The 17,465-nt window shown below is 70.8% G+C and carries 12 protein-coding genes; 6 read left to right on the forward strand and 6 right to left on the reverse strand.

Annotated features, from left to right (window positions below; all coding sequences use genetic code 11):
* Positions 1-73: 73 nt before the first annotated feature.
* The 4 genes from ACF068_RS21235 to ACF068_RS21250 all read right to left on the reverse strand — a co-directional run bounded on the left by ACF068_RS21235 (position 74) and on the right by ACF068_RS21250 (position 5,039).
* Entirely contained in the window at positions 74-1,684 is a 1,611-nt protein-coding gene (locus ACF068_RS21235; RefSeq protein ID WP_392275828.1) for an FAD-dependent oxidoreductase, read from the reverse strand.
* A gap of 6 nt (positions 1,685-1,690) precedes the next feature.
* Positions 1,691-3,217, reverse strand: a complete 1,527-nt coding sequence (gene glpK, locus ACF068_RS21240) for a glycerol kinase GlpK (protein WP_392275829.1) — start codon at positions 3,215-3,217, stop codon at positions 1,691-1,693.
* 31 nt (positions 3,218-3,248) lie between these two features.
* A complete protein-coding gene (locus ACF068_RS21245) occupies positions 3,249-4,040 on the reverse strand; it encodes an MIP/aquaporin family protein (protein ID WP_392275830.1) in 792 nt (263 codons plus the stop codon).
* A gap of 234 nt (positions 4,041-4,274) precedes the next feature.
* Complete coding sequence (locus ACF068_RS21250; protein WP_392275831.1) at positions 4,275-5,039, reverse strand: IclR family transcriptional regulator; 765 nt, start codon at positions 5,037-5,039, stop codon at positions 4,275-4,277.
* Between the two features lie 236 nt (positions 5,040-5,275).
* Here ACF068_RS21250 and metH point away from each other — a divergent pair, with 236 nt between their 5' ends.
* The 4 genes from metH to ACF068_RS21270 all read left to right on the forward strand — a co-directional run bounded on the left by metH (position 5,276) and on the right by ACF068_RS21270 (position 13,358).
* Positions 5,276-8,788, forward strand: a complete 3,513-nt coding sequence (metH, locus tag ACF068_RS21255; protein WP_392275832.1) for a methionine synthase — start codon at positions 5,276-5,278, stop codon at positions 8,786-8,788.
* 137 nt (positions 8,789-8,925) lie between these two features.
* Entirely contained in the window at positions 8,926-9,627 is a 702-nt protein-coding gene (locus tag ACF068_RS21260) for an HAD family hydrolase (RefSeq protein WP_392275833.1), read from the forward strand.
* A 478-nt stretch (positions 9,628-10,105) separates the two neighbouring features.
* Positions 10,106-11,704 carry an ABC transporter substrate-binding protein gene (locus ACF068_RS21265; RefSeq protein WP_392275834.1) on the forward strand — a complete coding sequence of 533 codons (1,599 nt, stop codon included), beginning with the start codon at positions 10,106-10,108 and terminating at the stop codon, positions 11,702-11,704.
* 64 nt (positions 11,705-11,768) lie between these two features.
* Entirely contained in the window at positions 11,769-13,358 is a 1,590-nt protein-coding gene (locus tag ACF068_RS21270; protein WP_392275835.1) for an ABC transporter substrate-binding protein, read from the forward strand.
* A 139-nt stretch (positions 13,359-13,497) separates the two neighbouring features.
* On the opposite strand, the gene ACF068_RS21275 is transcribed toward ACF068_RS21270, so the two are convergent.
* Together ACF068_RS21275 and ACF068_RS21280 are read right to left on the reverse strand one after the other, a co-directional pair.
* The gene (locus ACF068_RS21275; RefSeq protein ID WP_392275836.1) at positions 13,498-14,169 is read right to left on the reverse strand and encodes a response regulator; all 672 of its coding nucleotides are present in this window, start codon (positions 14,167-14,169) and stop codon (positions 13,498-13,500) included.
* 17 nt (positions 14,170-14,186) lie between these two features.
* The gene (locus ACF068_RS21280; protein ID WP_392275837.1) at positions 14,187-15,122 is read right to left on the reverse strand and encodes a RecB family exonuclease; all 936 of its coding nucleotides are present in this window, start codon (positions 15,120-15,122) and stop codon (positions 14,187-14,189) included.
* Positions 15,123-15,229: 107 nt separating this feature from the next.
* Here ACF068_RS21280 and ACF068_RS21285 point away from each other — a divergent pair, with 107 nt between their 5' ends.
* Complete coding sequence (locus tag ACF068_RS21285; RefSeq protein WP_392275838.1) at positions 15,230-16,477, forward strand: site-2 protease family protein; 1,248 nt, start codon at positions 15,230-15,232, stop codon at positions 16,475-16,477.
* 18 nt (positions 16,478-16,495) lie between these two features.
* Positions 16,496-17,383, forward strand: coding sequence for a tRNA (adenine-N1)-methyltransferase (locus ACF068_RS21290; RefSeq protein ID WP_073758328.1), 888 nt, complete (start codon positions 16,496-16,498; stop codon positions 17,381-17,383).
* Positions 17,384-17,465 lie beyond the last annotated feature (82 nt).

Here is a 17,465-nt window from a genome sequence, read left to right on the forward strand (position 1 = left end):
CTCCCCCCGGAGCCGCCCTCGTGTTCCTGACCGGTGGTCACCGGGCCCGTACGGCCGGGGCCCGGCCCGTCGGTCAGGCCTTCTTGCCGAGCATGTCCTCGACCCTGGCGCGGATGTCGTCCGTCGCCAGGCCGCGGATCGTCAGCGTGGTCCGGCGCCGCAGCACGTCGTCGGCCGTCTCGGCCCACTCGTGGTCCCGGGCGTAGGCGACCTGGGCCCAGATCTCCGGCGCGTCCGGGTGGATGCGCTCGGCCAGCGCGGGGTCGTCGTTGGCCAGGCGGGCGATGTCGAAGGACAGCGACCCGTAGTGGGTGGCCAGGTGGCGGGCGGTGTCGGCGGACATGCGCGGGCCGGGGGTGCCCCCGTCGACGAGCAGCCGGTGGGCGACCGCGTTGGGGTTGGCTATGCCCGGCAGCGGCAGCTTCTTGGGGAGCCGGGAGATCGGCTCCATGTCCTCGCCCAGCGGGTGGCCGGGCAGGGACGCCAGCTTGTTCATCACCGTACGGCCGATGTGGCGGAACGTCGTCCACTTGCCGCCCGCGACCGACAGCATGCCGCCGCGGCCCTCGGTGACGACCGTCTCGCGCTTGGCCTTGGAGGTGTCGCCGGGCCCGCCCGGCAGGACGCGGAGGCCGGCGAAGGAGTAGGTGATCAGGTCCCGGGAGAGCTGCTGGTCGCGGATGGAGAAGGCGGCCTCGTCCAGGATCTGGGTGATGTCCTTCTCGTTGACCGCGACCTCGCCCGGGTCGCCCTCGTACTCCTCGTCGGTCGTGCCGAGCAGCAGCATGTCCTCCCAGGGGAGGGCGAAGGTGATGCGGTACTTGTCGATCGGGGTGGCCAGCGCGGCCTTCCAGGGCGAGGTGCGCTTCAGGACGAGGTGCGCGCCCTTGGACAGGCGGATGGAGGGGGCCGCGTTGGGGTCCTCCATCCGGCGCAGGTGGTCGACCCAGGGGCCGGTGGCGTTGAGCACCAGGCGGGCGTCGACGCCGAACTCGTCACCGCTGGTGCGGTCCTTCAGGTCGGCGCCGGTGACCCGGCCCTGGGTGAAGCGCAGGCCGGTGACCTCGGCGTGGTTGAGGACGGTGGCGCCCGCGTCGACGGCGGCGCGGACGGTCATCAGGGCCATGCGCGCGTCGTTCATCTGGTCGTCGCCGTAGACGGCCACGGCCTTGAGGTTGTCGGTGCGCAGCTCGGGCACGTCCTGGGCGGCCTTGGCGGGGCTCAGGAGGTGGCCCACGCCGTCGCCGAAGGCGGAGAGCGCCGAGTAGGCGAAGACGCCCGCGCCGAGCTTGGCGGCGCCGTGCGGGCCGCCCTTGTAGACCGGCAGGTAGAAGGTGAGCGGGTTCGCCAGGTGCGGGGCGACCTGGCGGGAGACCGCACGGCGCTCGAAGTGGTTCTCCGCGACGAGCTTCACCGCGCCGGTCTGGAGGTAGCGCAGACCGCCGTGGAGGAGCTTGGAGGAGGCGGAGGAGGTGGCGCCGGCGAAGTCGCCGGCGTCCACCAGGGCCACCCGCAGCCCGGACTGCGCGGCGTGCCAGGCCGTGGAGATGCCGAGGATGCCGCCGCCGATCACCAGGAGGTCGTACGTCGCCTTGGAGAGCTGCTCCCGTGTCTCGGCACGGCTCGGCAGGGAACCGGCAGCCGGGTGCGTCCCGAGGGCAGGGACGCTCTGCAGGGTGGTCATGTCGATTTACTCCTCGTCCTCGATCCAGCCCATGGTCCGCTCGACGGCCTTGAGCCAGTTCTTGTACTCGCTGTCACGCTTGTCAGCGTCCATGCGGGGGGTCCACTCGGCGGCCCTGCGCCAGTTGGCGCGCAGCGCGTCGGTGTCGGGCCAGAAGCCGACGGCCAGGCCGGCGGCGTAGGCGGCGCCGAGGCAGGTCGTCTCGGCGACCATGGGGCGCACCACGGGGGCGTCCACGAAGTCCGAGAGCGTCTGCATCAGCAGGTTGTTGGAGGTCATGCCGCCGTCGACCTTGAGCGCGGCCAGTTCGACGCCGGAGTCCTTCGTCATGGCGTCGGTGATCTCGCGGGTCTGCCAGGCGGTGGCCTCGAGCACGGCGCGCGCGATGTGCGCCTTGGTGACGTACCGGGTGAGGCCGGCGATCACCCCGCGGGCGTCGGAGCGCCAGTAGGGGGCGAAGAGGCCGGAGAAGGCCGGTACGAAGTACGCACCGCCGTTGTCGTCGACCGAGGACGCGAGGGTCTCGATCTCGGCGGCGGAGTTGATCAGGCCCATCTGGTCGCGCATCCACTGCACCAGGGAGCCGGTGACGGCGATGGAGCCCTCCAGGGCGTACACCGGGGCGTCGTCGCCGATCTTGTAGCCGACGGTGGTGATGAGCCCGGAGTACGAGTTGATGATCTTCTCGCCGGTGTTCATCAGCAGGAAGGTGCCGGTGCCGTACGTCGACTTGGCCTCGCCCTCCGAGAAACAGGTCTGGCCGAAGAGGGCGGCCTGCTGGTCGCCGAGCGCGGAGGCGACCGGGACACCGTCCAGGACGCCGCCCTTGACGTGGCCGTACACCTCGGCGGAGGACCGGATCTCGGGCAGGACGGTCGCGGGGACCTCCATGGACTGGAGGATCTTGTCGTCCCACTCCATGGTGTGCAGGTTCATCAGCATGGTGCGGGACGCGTTGGTGACGTCGGTGACGTGGTGCCCGCCGTCGGTGCCGCCCGTGAGGTTCCAGATGACCCAGGAGTCCATGGTGCCGAAGAGGATGTCGCCGCGCTCGGCGCGCTCCCGCAGGCCGTCGACGTTGTCGAGCATCCAGCGGATCTTCGGGCCGGCGAAGTACGAGGCGAGCGGCAGGCCCGTCTCGCGCCGGAAGCGGTCCTGGCCGACGTTGCGGCCGAGCTCGCGGCACAGGGCGTCGGTGCGGGTGTCCTGCCAGACGATGGCGTTGTGGACGGGCTCACCGGTGTTCTTGTCCCACAGCAGCGTGGTCTCGCGCTGGTTGGTGATGCCGATGGCCTTGACGTCGGCGGCGGTGATGCCGGCCTTGTCGATGGCGCCCGCCACGACCTCCTGGACGTTCGCCCAGATCTCCGCGGCGTCGTGCTCCACCCAGCCGGGCTTGGGGAAGATCTGCTCGTGCTCCTTCTGGTCGACGGAGACGATGCGCCCGTCGCGGTCGAAGACGATGCAGCGGCTGGAGGTGGTGCCCTGGTCGATGGCCGCGATGAAGGGGCCGGTGGTGTGTGCGTCGGTCACGGTTGCTCCCGTATCGGTAGAGAAGGACGGCTCAGGCGAACGCGATGTTGTAGATACCCGCGGCGAGGGCTCCGCCGACCAGCGGGCCGACGACGGGGATCCAGGCGTAGCCCCAGTCGGAGCCGCCCTTGTTCGGCAGCGGGAGCAGGGCGTGCACGATGCGCGGTCCGAGGTCACGGGCCGGGTTGATGGCGTAGCCGGTCGGGCCGCCGAGGGAGAGGCCGACGCCGACCACGACGAGCGCGGTGATCAGGGCGCCGAGGGTGCCGAGGCCCTTGCCGCTGTTGTTGAGGCCCTGGGTGAGGACCGCCAGCACGAGCACCGCGGTGCCCAGGATCTCGGTGGCCAGGTTCTGCCAGACGTTGCGGATCTCGGGGCCGGTGGAGAAGACGCCGAGCACGGGGCCGGCCTTGCCGGCGGCCTCGTTGTGCGGGCCCTCGATGGCCTTGTCGGCCGGGTCGCCCACGATCTCGGGGTCGGTGAGGTGGGCCTGGAAGTGGCCGTAGTAGGCGATCCAGACCAGCGCCGCGCCGACCATGGCGCCCAGGAGCTGGCCCGCGAAGTAGACGGGGACGTTCTTCCAGTCCCCGTCCTTGATCGCGATGCCGACCGTGACGGCGGGGTTGAGGTGGGCGCCGGACAGGGTGCCCGTCGTGTAGACGGCGGTCAGAACGGCGAAGCCCCACCCGAAGGTGATGGCCAGCCAGCCGGCGTCCTGCGCCTTCGAGCGCTTGAGTACGACGGCGGCGACCACGCCACCGCCGAGCAGGATGAGTACGGCGGTACCAATGATCTCGCCGATGAAGATGTCGGAGCTGGACACCCGCGACTCCTTTGTCCTTCGTCCAGGGGAAGGCGAACCCCGGGTCCCTCCGGTGGTCCGCGCCCTCAGGTGTGGGCGTTAACCGGCCTCCTGGCGTTGTCACACTCTAGCGCGTATTGCCGGTAAGTGTTCGACAATGCCGACCGATGAACGGCAGTTTTGCCCCCGGGTAAACGTGGCGTCAAGGGTTCTGTTGGCCGAAATGCGTTCGTTACCGAGGGGTGCCCCGGGGCGTCAGAAGCGCCCGGCGCCCAGGTCCCGGGAGACCGCGCGGGCACAGTCCCGTACCGCCGCGACCAGCTCGTGACGCAGCTCGCCGCCGTCGCAGACCCGCTCCACGGCGCCCGTGATGGCCACCGCCCCGACCGGCATCCGGCGCCGGTCGTGGATGGGGGCGGCCACCGAGGCCACGCCCTCCCAGGTCTCCTCCACGTCCGCCGCCCAGCCGCGCGCCCGGGTCAGGTCCAGGACGGCCTCGAAGTCCTCCAGGTCCGTCACGGTGCGCGGGGTGAACGTCTTGCGGTCCACCTCCAGGGCCTCGGTGTGCGCCACCGGGTCGTAGGCGGACAGCACCTTGCCGAGCGCCGTGGAGTGCAGCGGCTGCATGGCCCCGACCTCCAGCACTTGACGGCTGTCGTCCGGGCGGAAGACGTGGTGGACCACCAGGACGCCGTGCTGGTGCAGCACCCCCAGGTGGACGCTCTCACCGCTGGAGCGGGCCAGGTCGTCGGTCCACACCAGGGCCCGGGCGCGCAGCTCGTGCACGTCCAGGTAGCTGTTGCCGAGGCGCAGCAGCTCCGCGCCGAGCTGGTAACGGCCCGAGGCGGGGTCCTGCTCGACGAAGCCCTCCGCCTGGAGGGTGCGCAGGATGCCGTGCGCGGTGCCCTTGGCCAGGTCCAGCGACGAGGCGATGTCCGACAGTCCGAGACGGCGTTCCCCACCGGCGAGCAGTCGCAGCATCGCCGCCGCCCGCTCCAGCGACTGGATGTTCTTCGGCATCGCCCGGCCTTTCTCCCTCAGTTCGACAATGCTGAACACTATCGGTCGTTGCCGACCTTGAGCCACATCGAGGAAGCCCCCGGGGTACTCACACGAACGGACGCCGCCGCCCCAGCATGCCGTCCCACCACCTGGAACAAGATGTCCGCCCCGGCGGGTACGCGGTTACTCTGGCCCGGTGCGTCCTCCCCCGAGGGCGCAAAGCCGACAGCCGTCGCACTCCAGGGAGCACATCCATGGCCTCGTTGCCGACCCCTTCCGCTGACAGCAGGACCCGAGCCGCGGCCCTCCGCGACGCGCTCGCCTCCCGCGTGGTCGTGTCCGACGGAGCCATGGGCACGATGCTCCAGGCGCAGGACCCCACGCTCGAGGACTTCGAGGGCCTCGAGGGCTGCAACGAGATCCTCAACGTCTCCCGGCCCGACATCGTCCGTACGGTCCACGAGGAGTACTTCGCCGCCGGTGTCGACTGCGTCGGGACCAACACGTTCAACGCGAACTTCTCCGCCCTGGGGGAGTACGACATCTCCGACCGCATCCTGGAGCTGTCCGAGGCCGGCGCCCGGATCGCCCGCGAGGCCGCCGACCGGTTCACCGCCGGTGACGGCCGGCAGCGCTGGGTGCTCGGCTCCATGGGGCCCGGCACCAAGCTGCCCACCCTCGGACACGTCGCGTACGGCACCCTCCGCGCCGCCTACCAGCAGAACGCCGAGGGCCTCATCGCCGGCGGCGCCGACGCGCTGCTCGTCGAGACCACCCAGGACCTCCTCCAGACCAAGGCCGCCATCCTCGGCGCCCGCCGGGCCCTGGAGACCGCCGGCCTGGACCTGCCCCTGATCTGCTCCGTCACCGTCGAGACCACCGGCACCATGCTGCTCGGCTCCGAGATCGGCGCCGCGCTCACCGCCCTGGAGCCGCTCGGCATCGACATGATCGGGCTGAACTGCGCCACCGGCCCCGCCGAGATGAGCGAGCACCTCCGCTACCTCGCCCGCCACTCCCGCCTCCCGCTGTCCTGCATGCCCAACGCCGGCCTGCCGGTCCTGGGCAGGGACGGCGCGCACTACCCGCTGACCGCGCCCGAGCTCGCGGACGCCCAGGAGACCTTCGTCCGCGAGTACGGGCTGTCCCTGGTCGGCGGCTGCTGCGGCACGACGCCGGAGCACCTCCGCCAGGTCGTCGAGCGCGTCCGCGGCCTCGTCCCCGCCGAGCGGGACCCCCGCCCCGAGCCGGGCGCGGCCTCGCTGTACCAGACCGTGCCGTTCCGCCAGGACACCGCGTACATGGCGATCGGCGAGCGGACGAACGCCAACGGCTCCAAGAAGTTCAGGGAGGCGATGCTGGAGGGCCGCTGGGACGACTGCGTGGAGATGGCCCGCGACCAGATCCGCGAGGGCGCCCACATGCTCGACCTCTGCGTCGACTACGTCGGCCGCGACGGCGTCGCCGACATGGAGGAGCTGGCCGGCCGGTTCGCCACCGCCTCCACCCTCCCGATCGTCCTGGACTCCACCGAGGTCGACGTCATCCGGGCCGGGCTGGAGAAGCTCGGCGGCCGCGCGGTGATCAACTCGGTCAACTACGAGGACGGCGACGGCCCGGACTCCCGCTTCGCCAAGGTCACCGCCCTCGCCAGGGAGCACGGCGCCGCGCTGATCGCGCTGACCATCGACGAGGAGGGCCAGGCCCGCACGCCCGAGGCTAAGGTCGCCATCGCCGAACGGCTGATCGCCGACCTGACCGGCACCTGGGGCATCCGTGAGGAGGACATCCTCATCGACACCCTGACCTTCACCATCTGCACCGGTCAGGAGGAGTCCCGCAAGGACGGCATCGCCACCATCGAGGCGATCCGCGAGCTCAAGCGCCGCCACCCGGACGTCCAGACCACCCTGGGCCTGTCGAACATCTCCTTCGGTCTGAACCCGGCCGCCCGGGTCCTGCTGAACTCGGTCTTCCTCGACGAGTGCGTCAAGGCGGGCCTGGACTCGGCGATCGTGCACGCCAGCAAGATCCTGCCGATCGCCCGGTTCGACGAGGAGCAGGTCACCACCGCCCTCGACCTGATCTACGACCGGCGCAGCGAGGGCTACGACCCGCTGCAGAAGCTGATGGCACTGTTCGAGGGCGTCAACACCAAGTCGCTCAAGGCGGGCAGGGCCGAAGAGCTGGCCGCGCTGCCTCTGGAGGAGCGGCTCAAGCGGCGCATCATCGACGGCGAGAAGAACGGCCTGGAGGCCGACCTCGACGAGGCCCTCACCACCCGCCCCGCCCTCGACATCGTCAACGACACCCTGCTGGACGGGATGAAGGTCGTCGGCGAACTGTTCGGCTCCGGCCAGATGCAGCTCCCGTTCGTGCTCCAGTCGGCCGAGGTCATGAAGACCGCGGTCGCCCACCTGGAACCGCACATGGAGAAGACGGACGACGACGGCAAGGGCACCATCGTCCTGGCCACCGTCCGGGGCGACGTGCACGACATCGGCAAGAACCTCGTCGACATCATCCTGTCCAACAACGGCTACAACGTCGTCAACCTCGGCATCAAGCAGCCGGTTTCGGCCATCCTCGAAGCCGCGGACGAGCACAAGGCCGACGTCATCGGCATGTCCGGTCTCCTGGTCAAGTCAACCGTGATCATGAAGGAGAACCTGGAGGAGCTCAACCAGCGCGGCCTGGCCACCGCCTACCCGGTCATCCTCGGCGGCGCCGCCCTGACCCGCGCCTACGTGGAACAGGACCTGCACGAGATCTACCAGGGCGAAGTCCGCTACGCCCGGGACGCGTTCGAGGGCCTGCGCCTGATGGACGCCCTCATCGCCGTCAAGCGCGGCGTCCCGGGCGCCACCCTCCCCGAACTCAAGCAGCGCCGGGTGCGCCCCACGGCCGGCGCCGTCGTCGACGAGCCGGCCCCCGAGAGCGGCGTCCGCTCCGACGTGGCCACCGACAACCCCGTACCCGCCCCGCCGTTCTGGGGGACCCGGGTCGTCAAGGGCATCCAGCTCAAGGAGTACGCGTCCTGGCTGGACGAGGGCGCCCTGTTCAAGGGGCAGTGGGGCCTGAAGCAGGCCCGCGCGGGCGACGGGCCGACGTACGAGGAGCTCGTCGAGACCGAGGGCCGGCCCCGGCTGCGCGGCTGGCTGGACCAGCTCCACACCCGGAACATGCTGGAGGCCGCCGTCGTCTACGGCTACTTCCCCTGCGTGTCCAAGGGCGACGACCTGATCCTCCTGGACGAGAGCGGCAACGAGCGCACCCGCTTCACCTTCCCGCGCCAGCGCCGGGGCCGGCGGCTGTGCCTGGCCGACTTCTTCCGCCCCGAGGAGTCGGGCGAGACCGATGTCGTCGGCCTCCAGGTCGTCACCGTCGGCTCCCGGATCGGCGAGGCCACCGCCGAGCTGTTCGCCTCCGACTCGTACCGCGACTACCTCGAACTGCACGGTCTGTCCGTCCAGTTGGCGGAGGCGCTCGCCGAGTACTGGCACGCGCGGGTGCGCGCGGAGCTGGGCTTCGCGGGCGAGGACCCCGCCGACGTGGAGGACATGTTCGCGCTGAAGTACCGCGGCGCGCGGTTCTCGCTCGGCTACGGCGCCTGCCCCGACCTGGAGGACCGCGCCAAGATCGCGGACCTGCTCCGGCCGGAGCGGATCGGCGTCCACCTCTCCGAGGAGTTCCAGCTCCATCCGGAGCAGTCCACCGACGCCATCGTCATCCACCACCCCGAGGCGAAGTACTTCAACGCGCGCTGACACCCGGCGCGACGTACACTGGTCGGTCCAGAACAGGCCGGTCGCTCCTCCCCGGCGGAATCCCGGCGGGGATGTCCCGGAGGGCTTCCCACCGGGGAGAGCGGCCGGCCTTCTCGTCCCTTCCTGGAGGTGTGCCGATGACCAGTACGGTCCCCGCGTCCCTGACCCGTACGGCCGGGGGTTCCGCCCTCCAGGCGGTGTTCCTCGACATGGACGGCACGCTCGTCGACACCGAGGGGTTCTGGTGGGACGCGGAGGTCGAGGTCTTCGGCGAGCTGGGCCACGCTCTCGACGAGTCCTGGCGCGACGTGGTCGTCGGCGGCCCGATGACCCGCAGCGCCGGGTACCTCATCGAGGCCACCGGCGCCGACATCACACTCCCGGAGCTGACCGTGCTGCTCAACGAGCGCTTCGAGCGGCGCATCGGCCGGGGCGTGCCGCTCATGCCGGGCGCCGAGCGGCTGCTCACCGAGCTCGCCGCGCACAACGTGCCGACCGCGCTGGTCTCCGCCTCGCACCGCCGCATCATCGACCGCGTCCTGCACTCGCTGGGCCGCGACCGCTTCACGCTCACCGTCGCGGGCGACGAGGTCTCCCGTACGAAACCGCACCCCGACCCGTACCTGCTGGCCGCCCGCGGAGTGGGCGCCGAGCCCGCCAGATGCGCCGTCATCGAGGACACCGCGACCGGTGTCGCGGCCGCCGAGGCCGCGGGCTGCCGGGTGGTCGCCGTGCCCTCCGTCGCGCCCATCGCGCCCGCCGACGGGCGGGTCGTCGTGCGATCCCTGGAAGAAGTCGACCTGCGCTTTCTGCGGACATTGATCACCCGAATGAACTGAGCGCACACCGAGCGTACGGCGCCGAATAGCAGCGAAAACCGGAAGTGTCCGGGGAGGCAATTCCCGGTGCCCCGGCATCCGGCTCCCGGAGTGACCTTGCTCACTCAGCGTGGCGCGGACCGCATGGCCGGAAACGCCCACATGCCCGGAACACCATGCTTCGGCCTCGCCCATGTGTCCTGATTCATGGAGCCGTGTACGAATCATTCCAGCGCATAGAGATCGATCGGCGCGCATTACTGATCACTGTCCGATGTCGCCCCAACTCGGCCCCGTTCCTGGAAGTGTGGCGTCGCCTACTAATCTCTTGCCGAGAACTTCGCCGCAGTTTCCGCGTGCCCCGTCCGGCCACCAAGCCCACGGGAACACACGATCGATCGCTCTGTATCCCGGCCCGATCGCCCCGCCCCGACCGGGCGGACGCGGCGGAGTGTCCGAACGCCGCTGTACCCAGTGCCGGATGAGGAGAACGTCCAGAATGAACCGCAAGACCTTGGTGCTGCCGGCCGTCGCAGGCCTGCTCGCCCCCCTGCTCGCCGCCTGCGGCGGTTCGGGTGGCGGCTCCGGCGGTGACGCCATCGTCGTCGGTACCACGGACCAGTTCGCCGCCACAGAGGACGCTTCCGCCCCCTTCGACCCGGCCTTCGCCTACGACACCGGCGTCTGGAACGTGCTGCGCCAGACCGTCCAGACGCTGATGCACGTCCCGCGCGGCGGCGGCGCCCCGGTGCCCGAGGCGGCCTCCCAGTGCGGCTTCACCGACCGCGCCAGCGAGAGCTACCGCTGCACCCTCCGGGACGGTCTGACCTTCGCGGACGGCACGCCGGTCACCCCCAAGGACGTCAAGTTCTCCATCGAGCGGGTGCTCGCCATCAAGTCGGACAACGGCGCCGCCGGTCTGCTGTCGAACATCGACACGATCGAGACCAAGGGCGAGGACGAGGTCGTCTTCCACCTCAAGAGCCCCGACGCCACATTCCCGTACAAGCTCTCCACCCCCGTCGCCGGCATTCTCAGCAGCGAGAAGTACGACGCCAAGAAGCTCCGCGACGGCTTCGACGTCGACGGCTCCGGGCCGTACACGATGAAGGCGCACGTCAGCGGCGACCGGGTCACCCGGGTGGTCTTCACCAGGAACAGCCACTACAAGGGCGACATCAAGCTCCGCAACGACAAGGTCGAGCTGCGGTCCTTCGACGACCCCGGCGCGATGGGCAAGGCGCTGGAGTCCGGTGACATCGACATGATGACCCGGACGATGTCGCCCGAGCAGGTCAAGGACCTCAACGACGACCCCAAGCCCGGCGTCAAGATCACCGAGGTGCCCGGCCTGGAGATCCGCTACCTCGGCTTCAACACCAACGACCCGTCGGTCAAGAACAAGGCGGTCCGCCAGGCCATGGCGGCCGTCGTCGACCGCGACCAGCTCGCCGGCAAGGTGTACGGGTCCACGGCCACCCCGCTGTACTCGCTCATCCCCTCCAGCATCACCGCCCACACCAACTCCTTCTTCAACAAGTACGGCGAGCCGAACGGCAAGAAGGCCGCCGGCATCCTCCGCGACGCCGGCATCACGACCCCGGTGAAGCTGACGCTGCACTACACCAGCGACCACTACGGCACCGGCACCGCCCGGGAGTTCGCCGCGCTGCGCGACCAGCTCAACGCCACCGGGCTCTTCGACGTGACCGTCCAGGGCGCCAAGTGGTCGGAGTTCCGCCCCGCCCAGAAGCGCGGCGACTACGCCGTGTACGGCCTCGGCTGGTTCCCCGACTTCCCGGACCCGGACAACTACGTCGCACCGTTCCTCGACGCGGACAACTTCCTCAACACCCCCTACGTCAACAGCGCCACGCGCAGCCGGCTGCTCCCCGAGTCGCGCCGCGCGGCGGACCGCAACGCCGCCTCGCCCGCCTTCGCGCAGATCCAGGACATCGTCGCCACCGACGTCCCGGTGCTGCCGCTGTGGCAGGGCAAGCAGTACGTCGCCGCCCGCGACGACCTGACCGGTGTCGAGTGGGCGCTGAACACCTCCTCGGACCTGCAGCTCTGGGAGCTCTCCCGAGGTATCGCCTGACCCTGCTGTACCCGGCCGCGCACACGGGCTCGGCCGGCGATGAGATCCAAAAGGCAAGGTTCCTGTGAAGGCACACAACAAGTGGCTGACGGCCCCGCTCGCCGCGGGGCTTGCGGCCGCCCTGCTGAGCGGCTGCGGCGAGGAGAAGAGCGGCGGCGCCGGTGACGCCGGCGGCTCGGTGACCGTCGGCATGTCCGACGAGGTTCTGGCGACGGACCCCGCCGCCGGTTACGACCCGGGCTCGTGGCTGCTGTTCAACAACGTCTTCCAGTCCCTGCTCGGCTTCCCCAAGGGCTCGTCGGTGCCCCAGCCGGAGGCGGCCGACAAGTGCGGCTTCGACCAGGGCGGCAGCAAGGTCTACCGCTGCACGCTGCGTGACGGGCTGAAGTTCAGCAACGGCAATGCCCTGACCTCCGAGGACGTCAAGTTCTCCTTCGAGCGGGCGATGAAGATCAACGACCCGGCCGGGCCGGCGCCGCTGCTCGCCACCATCGCCAAGATCGACACGCCGGACGACAAGACCGTCGTGTTCACGCTGAAGGTCCCCGACGCCACCTTCCCGAGCAAGATCGCCTCGGGTGCCGGCTCCATCGTCGACCACCGCGAGTACCAGGACGGGGAACTGCGCGAGGACGGCAAGGCCGTCGGCTCCGGCCCGTACAAGCTGGACTCCTTCAGCGACGGCGAGGCCGTCTTCTCGCCCAACCCCGAGTACCGGGGCACGGTCAAGGTGAAGAACGGCGGCGTCCGGCTGAAGTTCTTCCACGGCGACCGCAAGGCGCTGGGCACGGCCCTCCAGAAGGGCGACGTGGACATCGCCTACCGTGGTCTCGCCGCCGCCGAGATCGCCGGCATCCAGGCCTCCAGCACCTCCGCCGAGCGCGAGATAGAGGTCATCGAGGGCTCCAGCGCCGAGGTTCAGCACCTGGTGTTCAACGTCGAGGACCCGGTCGTCGGCAAGCTCGGCGTACGCAAGGCCATCGCCTACCTCGTCGACCGGGACGCCCTGGTCAACGAGATCTACCGGTCCACCGCCACCCCGCTGTACTCGATCATCCCGGCGGGCGTCGTCGGCCACAACACGGCCTTCGTCAACGAGTACGGCGACAAGCCGCAGCGCGACAAGGCCGCGCAGGCCCTGCGCTCGGCCGGCATCGACGACAAGGTGAAGCTCACCCTCTGGTCGACGCCCAGCCGTTACGGCCCCTCCACCGACGACGAGCTCAAGGCCATCGCCAAGCAGCTCAACGACAGCGGCCTGTTCGAGGCCACCGTCCAGTCGGTCGAGTTCGACCAGTACGAGAAGGACATCAAGGCCGGCAAGTACGGCGTGTACGTCAAGGGCTGGGTGCCCGACTACCCGGACCCCGACAACTTCACGCAGCCGTTCTTCGGCGAGGGCAACGTCCTCGCCAACAACTACAAGAACAGCAAGATCACCGGCACGCTCGTCCCGCGCACCTCCGCCACCGCCGACCGGACCGCCACCGAGGAGGACTTCGGCAAGCTCCAGGACCAGGTGGCCAAGGACCTGCCGATCCTGCCGCTGTGGCAGGGCAAGCAGTACGCGGTCGCCCGCGACGGCATCAGCGGCCTGGAGTGGACGCTGGACGCGTCCACCGTCTTCCGCTTCTGGGAGATCAAGAAGGGCTGATCCCGCCCGCCCCACGCACGAACGGGGTGCCCGGCCACCGGCCGGGCACCCCGTCCGCGTACGCCACCGGCACGCCGTCGGCACGCCACCGCGCGCGGTACGCCGACGGTGCCCGCGGCGGCGTGCCCGGCGCCGGCGGTCACTGGGCGCCGGGACGCACCAGACCGCTCTCGTACGCGTACACCGCCGCTTGCACGCGGTCGCGCAGGCCCAGCTTGGTCAGCACATGCCCCACGTGCGTCTTGACGGTCGTCTCGCTGACGAACAGGTCCGCGGCGATCTCCGCGTTCGACAGCCCGCGCGCCACCAGCTTCAGCACCTCGACCTCGCGGTCCGTCAGCGTGCCCAGCGCGTCCGGCACCGGCTCCTCGCCGGACGGCAGGTGGTCCGCGTACTTGTCCAGCAGCCGGCGCGTGATGCTCGGCGCCAGCATCGCCTCGCCCGCCGCGACCACCCGGATCGCCTGCACCAGCTCATTGGCCGGCGCGTCCTTCAGCAGGAAGCCGCTGGCCCCGGCGCGCAGCGCCTCCACCACGTACTCGTCCAGATCGAACGTGGTCAGCACCAGCACCTTCGCCGGACCGTCCCGGCCCGGACCGGTGATCTGGCGGGTCGCCTCCACCCCGTCCATGCGGGGCATCCGGATGTCCATCAGGACGACGTCGGGCTGAAGCGCCCGGACCTGGTCGAGGGCCTGGAGGCCGTCCCCGGCCTCACCCACGACCGCGATGTCCTGCTCCGCCTCCAGGATCATCCGGAAACCGGTACGCAGCAGCGGCTGGTCGTCGACCAGTAGGACGCGGATGGCCACAGGTACTCCTCCAAGGCTCAGCGGACGGGGCCCATTCTGCCCTGGTCGCCCGCCCCCGGCCCCGCCGGTCCCGGAACCTCTCCGTCCGCCCGCGGCGCGGGGACGATCGGCAGCGGGTACACCGGGGGAGTGCCGCCGAACTCCGGGCACACCGACCGGTGGTCGCACCACCCGCACAGCTTCGTCGGACGCGGCCGCCAGTCACCCGTCTCGGTGGCGAGCGCGATGGCGTCCCACAGCGCCTGGAGCTTGCGCTCCACCCGCAGCAGGTCCGCCTCCACCGGGTCGTACGTCAGCACGTCGCCACTGCCCAGGTAGACGAGCTGGAGCCGGCGCGGCACCACGCCCTTCAGCCGCCAGACCACCAGCGCGTAGAACGTCATCTGGAACAGGGCGCCCTCGCTGTACTCCGGACGCGGAGCCTTGCCCGTCTTGTAGTCGACGATCCGCACCTCGCCCGTCGGCGCCACGTCGACCCGGTCGATCACCCCCCGCAGCCGCAGCCCCGAGTCCAGCTCGGTCTCCACGAACAGCTCCCGCTCCGCCGGCTCCAGCCGCGTCGGGTCCTCCAGCGTGAACCACCGCTCGACGAGCTGCTCCGCCTCGGCCAGCCAGCGGGCCAGCAGCTCCCCGTCGGCGTCCCCCTCGAACAGCTCGCCGAGCTCGGGCCGCGACTCCAGCAGCCGCGTCCACTGCCCCGGCACCATCGCCTTCGCCCGCGGCACCGTCCGCTCCACCGCCGGGTCGTCGAAGAGCCGCTCCAGCACGGCGTGCACCAGCGTGCCCCGCGTCGCCGCCGCGCTCGGCTTCTCGGGCAGCTTGTCGATCACCCGGAACCGGTACAGCAGCGGGCACTGCATGAAGTCGCTCGCCCGCGACGGCGAGAGCGACACGGGCGGGCGTGGGCCCGAGGACGCGGACGGGCTCGGAGAGCTGGAGGGGCTCGTGGTCATGGTTCCAAACCCTACGGCCCGCCACTGACACCCCGCGGCATACCATCGACGCCAGAACCTCCCACACTGCATGATCGTCGTGTGACGCTTCACACCGAAGGGAACCTGTGAACAAGGACGACGAGAGCGGCGAGCACCCCCGCCCGCGGTCCGACCAGGCCGGAGCCACCGCTCCCGACAGCGGAAAGCCGCGGCGGCCACGGGAAGGCGGCGGCATCCTGATGGGCCGCGTCCTCGGCGTGCCCGTGTACGTCGCCCCCAGCTGGTTCCTGGTCGCGGCCCTCATCACCTGGGTCTTCGGCGGCCAGATCGAGCGCGTCCTGCCCGAGCTCGGCAATGCCCGCTACCTGGTCTCCCTCTTCTTCGCGGTCGCCTTCTACGCCTCCGTGCTCGTGCACGAACTGGCGCACACCGTCGCCGCGCTCCGCTTCCGGCTGCCGGTCCGCCGCATCCAGCTCCAGTTCTTCGGCGGCGTCTCGGAGATCGAGAAGGAGTGCGAGACCCCCGGCCGCGAGTTCGTCCTCGCCTTCGTCGGCCCGCTGCTCTCGCTGGTCCTCGCCGGGGTCTTCTACGCCACGATGTACGCCGTGGAGCCCGGCACCGTGCCCGGCGTCCTGCTCGCCGGCCTGATGATCTCCAACCTGATCGTCGCCGCCTTCAACCTGCTGCCCGGGCTGCCGCTCGACGGCGGCCGCATGCTCCGCGCCGTCGTGTGGAAGCTCACCGGCAAGCCCATGAGCGGCACGGTCGCCGCCGCCTGGGTCGGCCGCGCCCTCGCCGTCACCGTCCTCATCGGCCTCCCGCTGCTCACCCACACGGGTGCCCTCGGCAACGACACCGAGGAGATCAGCGGCCTGGAGACCGTCACCGACGCGCTCCTCGCGGCCATCCTCGCCGCCATCATCTGGACCGGCGCCGGGAACAGCCTCCGCATGGCGCGGCTGCGCGAGCACCTCCCCGAGCTGCGCGCCCGCACCCTCACCCGGCGGGCCGTCCCCGTCGAGCCCGCCACCCCCCTGTCCGAGGCGCTCCGCCGCGCCAACGAGGCCGGCGCCCGGGCCCTCGTCGTGGTCGACGGCCACGGCGAGCCCACCGCCCTCGTCCGCGAGACGGCCATCGTCGGCGTCCCCCAGCACCGCCGCCCCTGGGTCGAGGTCGGCGGCCTCGCCCAGGACCTCACCGAGGGCATGCGGGTCGGGGCGGACCTCGCGGGCGAGGCGCTGCTGGACCGGCTCCGCGCGAATCCGGCCACCGAGTACCTGGTGGTCGAGGAGTCCGGCGAGATCTACGGCGTCCTGTCCACCGCGGACGTCGAGCGGGCCTTCGTCCAGGCCATGGCACGCCCGGGCTCCTGAAGCCCATACACTGGTCACATGTCCGAACCGACCGGTGCCGCCCGCCGTCGCGGGCCCTTCGAGGTCGGGGACCAGGTCCAGCTCACCGACCCCAAGGGACGCCACTACACGTTCACGCTCGAGGCCGGGAAGAATTTCCACACCCACAAGGGTTCCTTCCCGCACGACGAGCTGATCGGTGCTCCCGAGGGCAGTGTTGTCCGTACCACGGGAAACGTCGCCTACCTCGCGCTGCGCCCCCTGCTCCCCGACTACGTCCTGTCCATGCCCCGCGGCGCCGCCGTGGTCTACCCCAAGGACGCGGGGCAGATCCTGGCGTTCGCCGACATCTTCCCCGGCGCGCGCGTCGTCGAGGCGGGTGTGGGCTCCGGCTCGCTCAGCAGCTTCCTGCTCCGCGCCATCGGCGACGACGGCATGCTGCACTCCTACGAGCGGCGCGAGGACTTCGCCGAGATCGCCAAGGGCAATGTGGAGCGCTACTTCGGCGGCCCGCACCCCGCCTGGCAGCTCACCGTCGGCGACCTCCAGGACAACCTGTCCGACACCGACGTCGACCGGGTCATCCTGGACATGCTCGCCCCCTGGGAGTGCCTGGAGGCCGTCTCCAAGGCCCTCGTCCCCGGCGGCATCCTCTGCTGCTACGTCGCCACCACCACCCAGCTCGCCCGGACCGTGGAGTCCATCCGCGAGATCGGCTGCTTCGCCGAGCCGGCCGCCTGGGAGTCGATGATCCGCAACTGGCACGTGGAGGGCCTGGCGGTCCGCCCCGACCACCGGATGATCGGCCACACCGGCTTCCTGCTCACCGCCCGCCGCCTCGCGGACGGCGTGGAGCCCCCGATGCGCCGCCGCCGGCCCGCCAAGGGCGCGTACGGCGAGGACTACGAAGGCCCGAACAAGGGCTGACGCCGGGTCCGGCGCAGGCCCCGGGCACCCGTCCCGAGGCCCCGACAACGCAGCGGCGCCGCCGTCGAGTTCCCGCCACCGG

It is taken from the genome of Streptomyces sp. NPDC016309 (assembly GCF_043077235.1).
In the GTDB taxonomy this organism is placed as follows: domain Bacteria; phylum Actinomycetota; class Actinomycetes; order Streptomycetales; family Streptomycetaceae; genus Streptomyces.

Bases quoted from the DNA above. Each gene is read 5' to 3' on its own strand.
- ACF068_RS21235 (WP_392275828.1), bottom strand. From the start codon at position 1,684: ATGACCACCCTGCAGAGCGTCCCTGCCCTCGGGACGCACCCGGCTGCC.
- ACF068_RS21250 (WP_392275831.1), bottom strand. From the start codon at position 5,039: ATGCCGAAGAACATCCAGTCGCTGGAGCGGGCGGCGGCGATGCTGCGA.
- metH (WP_392275832.1), top strand. From the start codon at position 5,276: ATGGCCTCGTTGCCGACCCCTTCCGCTGACAGCAGGACCCGAGCCGCG.
- ACF068_RS21260 (WP_392275833.1), top strand. From the start codon at position 8,926: ATGACCAGTACGGTCCCCGCGTCCCTGACCCGTACGGCCGGGGGTTCC.
- ACF068_RS21265 (WP_392275834.1), top strand. From the start codon at position 10,106: ATGAACCGCAAGACCTTGGTGCTGCCGGCCGTCGCAGGCCTGCTCGCC.
- ACF068_RS21280 (WP_392275837.1), bottom strand. From the start codon at position 15,122: ATGACCACGAGCCCCTCCAGCTCTCCGAGCCCGTCCGCGTCCTCGGGC.
- ACF068_RS21290 (WP_073758328.1), top strand. From the start codon at position 16,496: ATGTCCGAACCGACCGGTGCCGCCCGCCGTCGCGGGCCCTTCGAGGTC.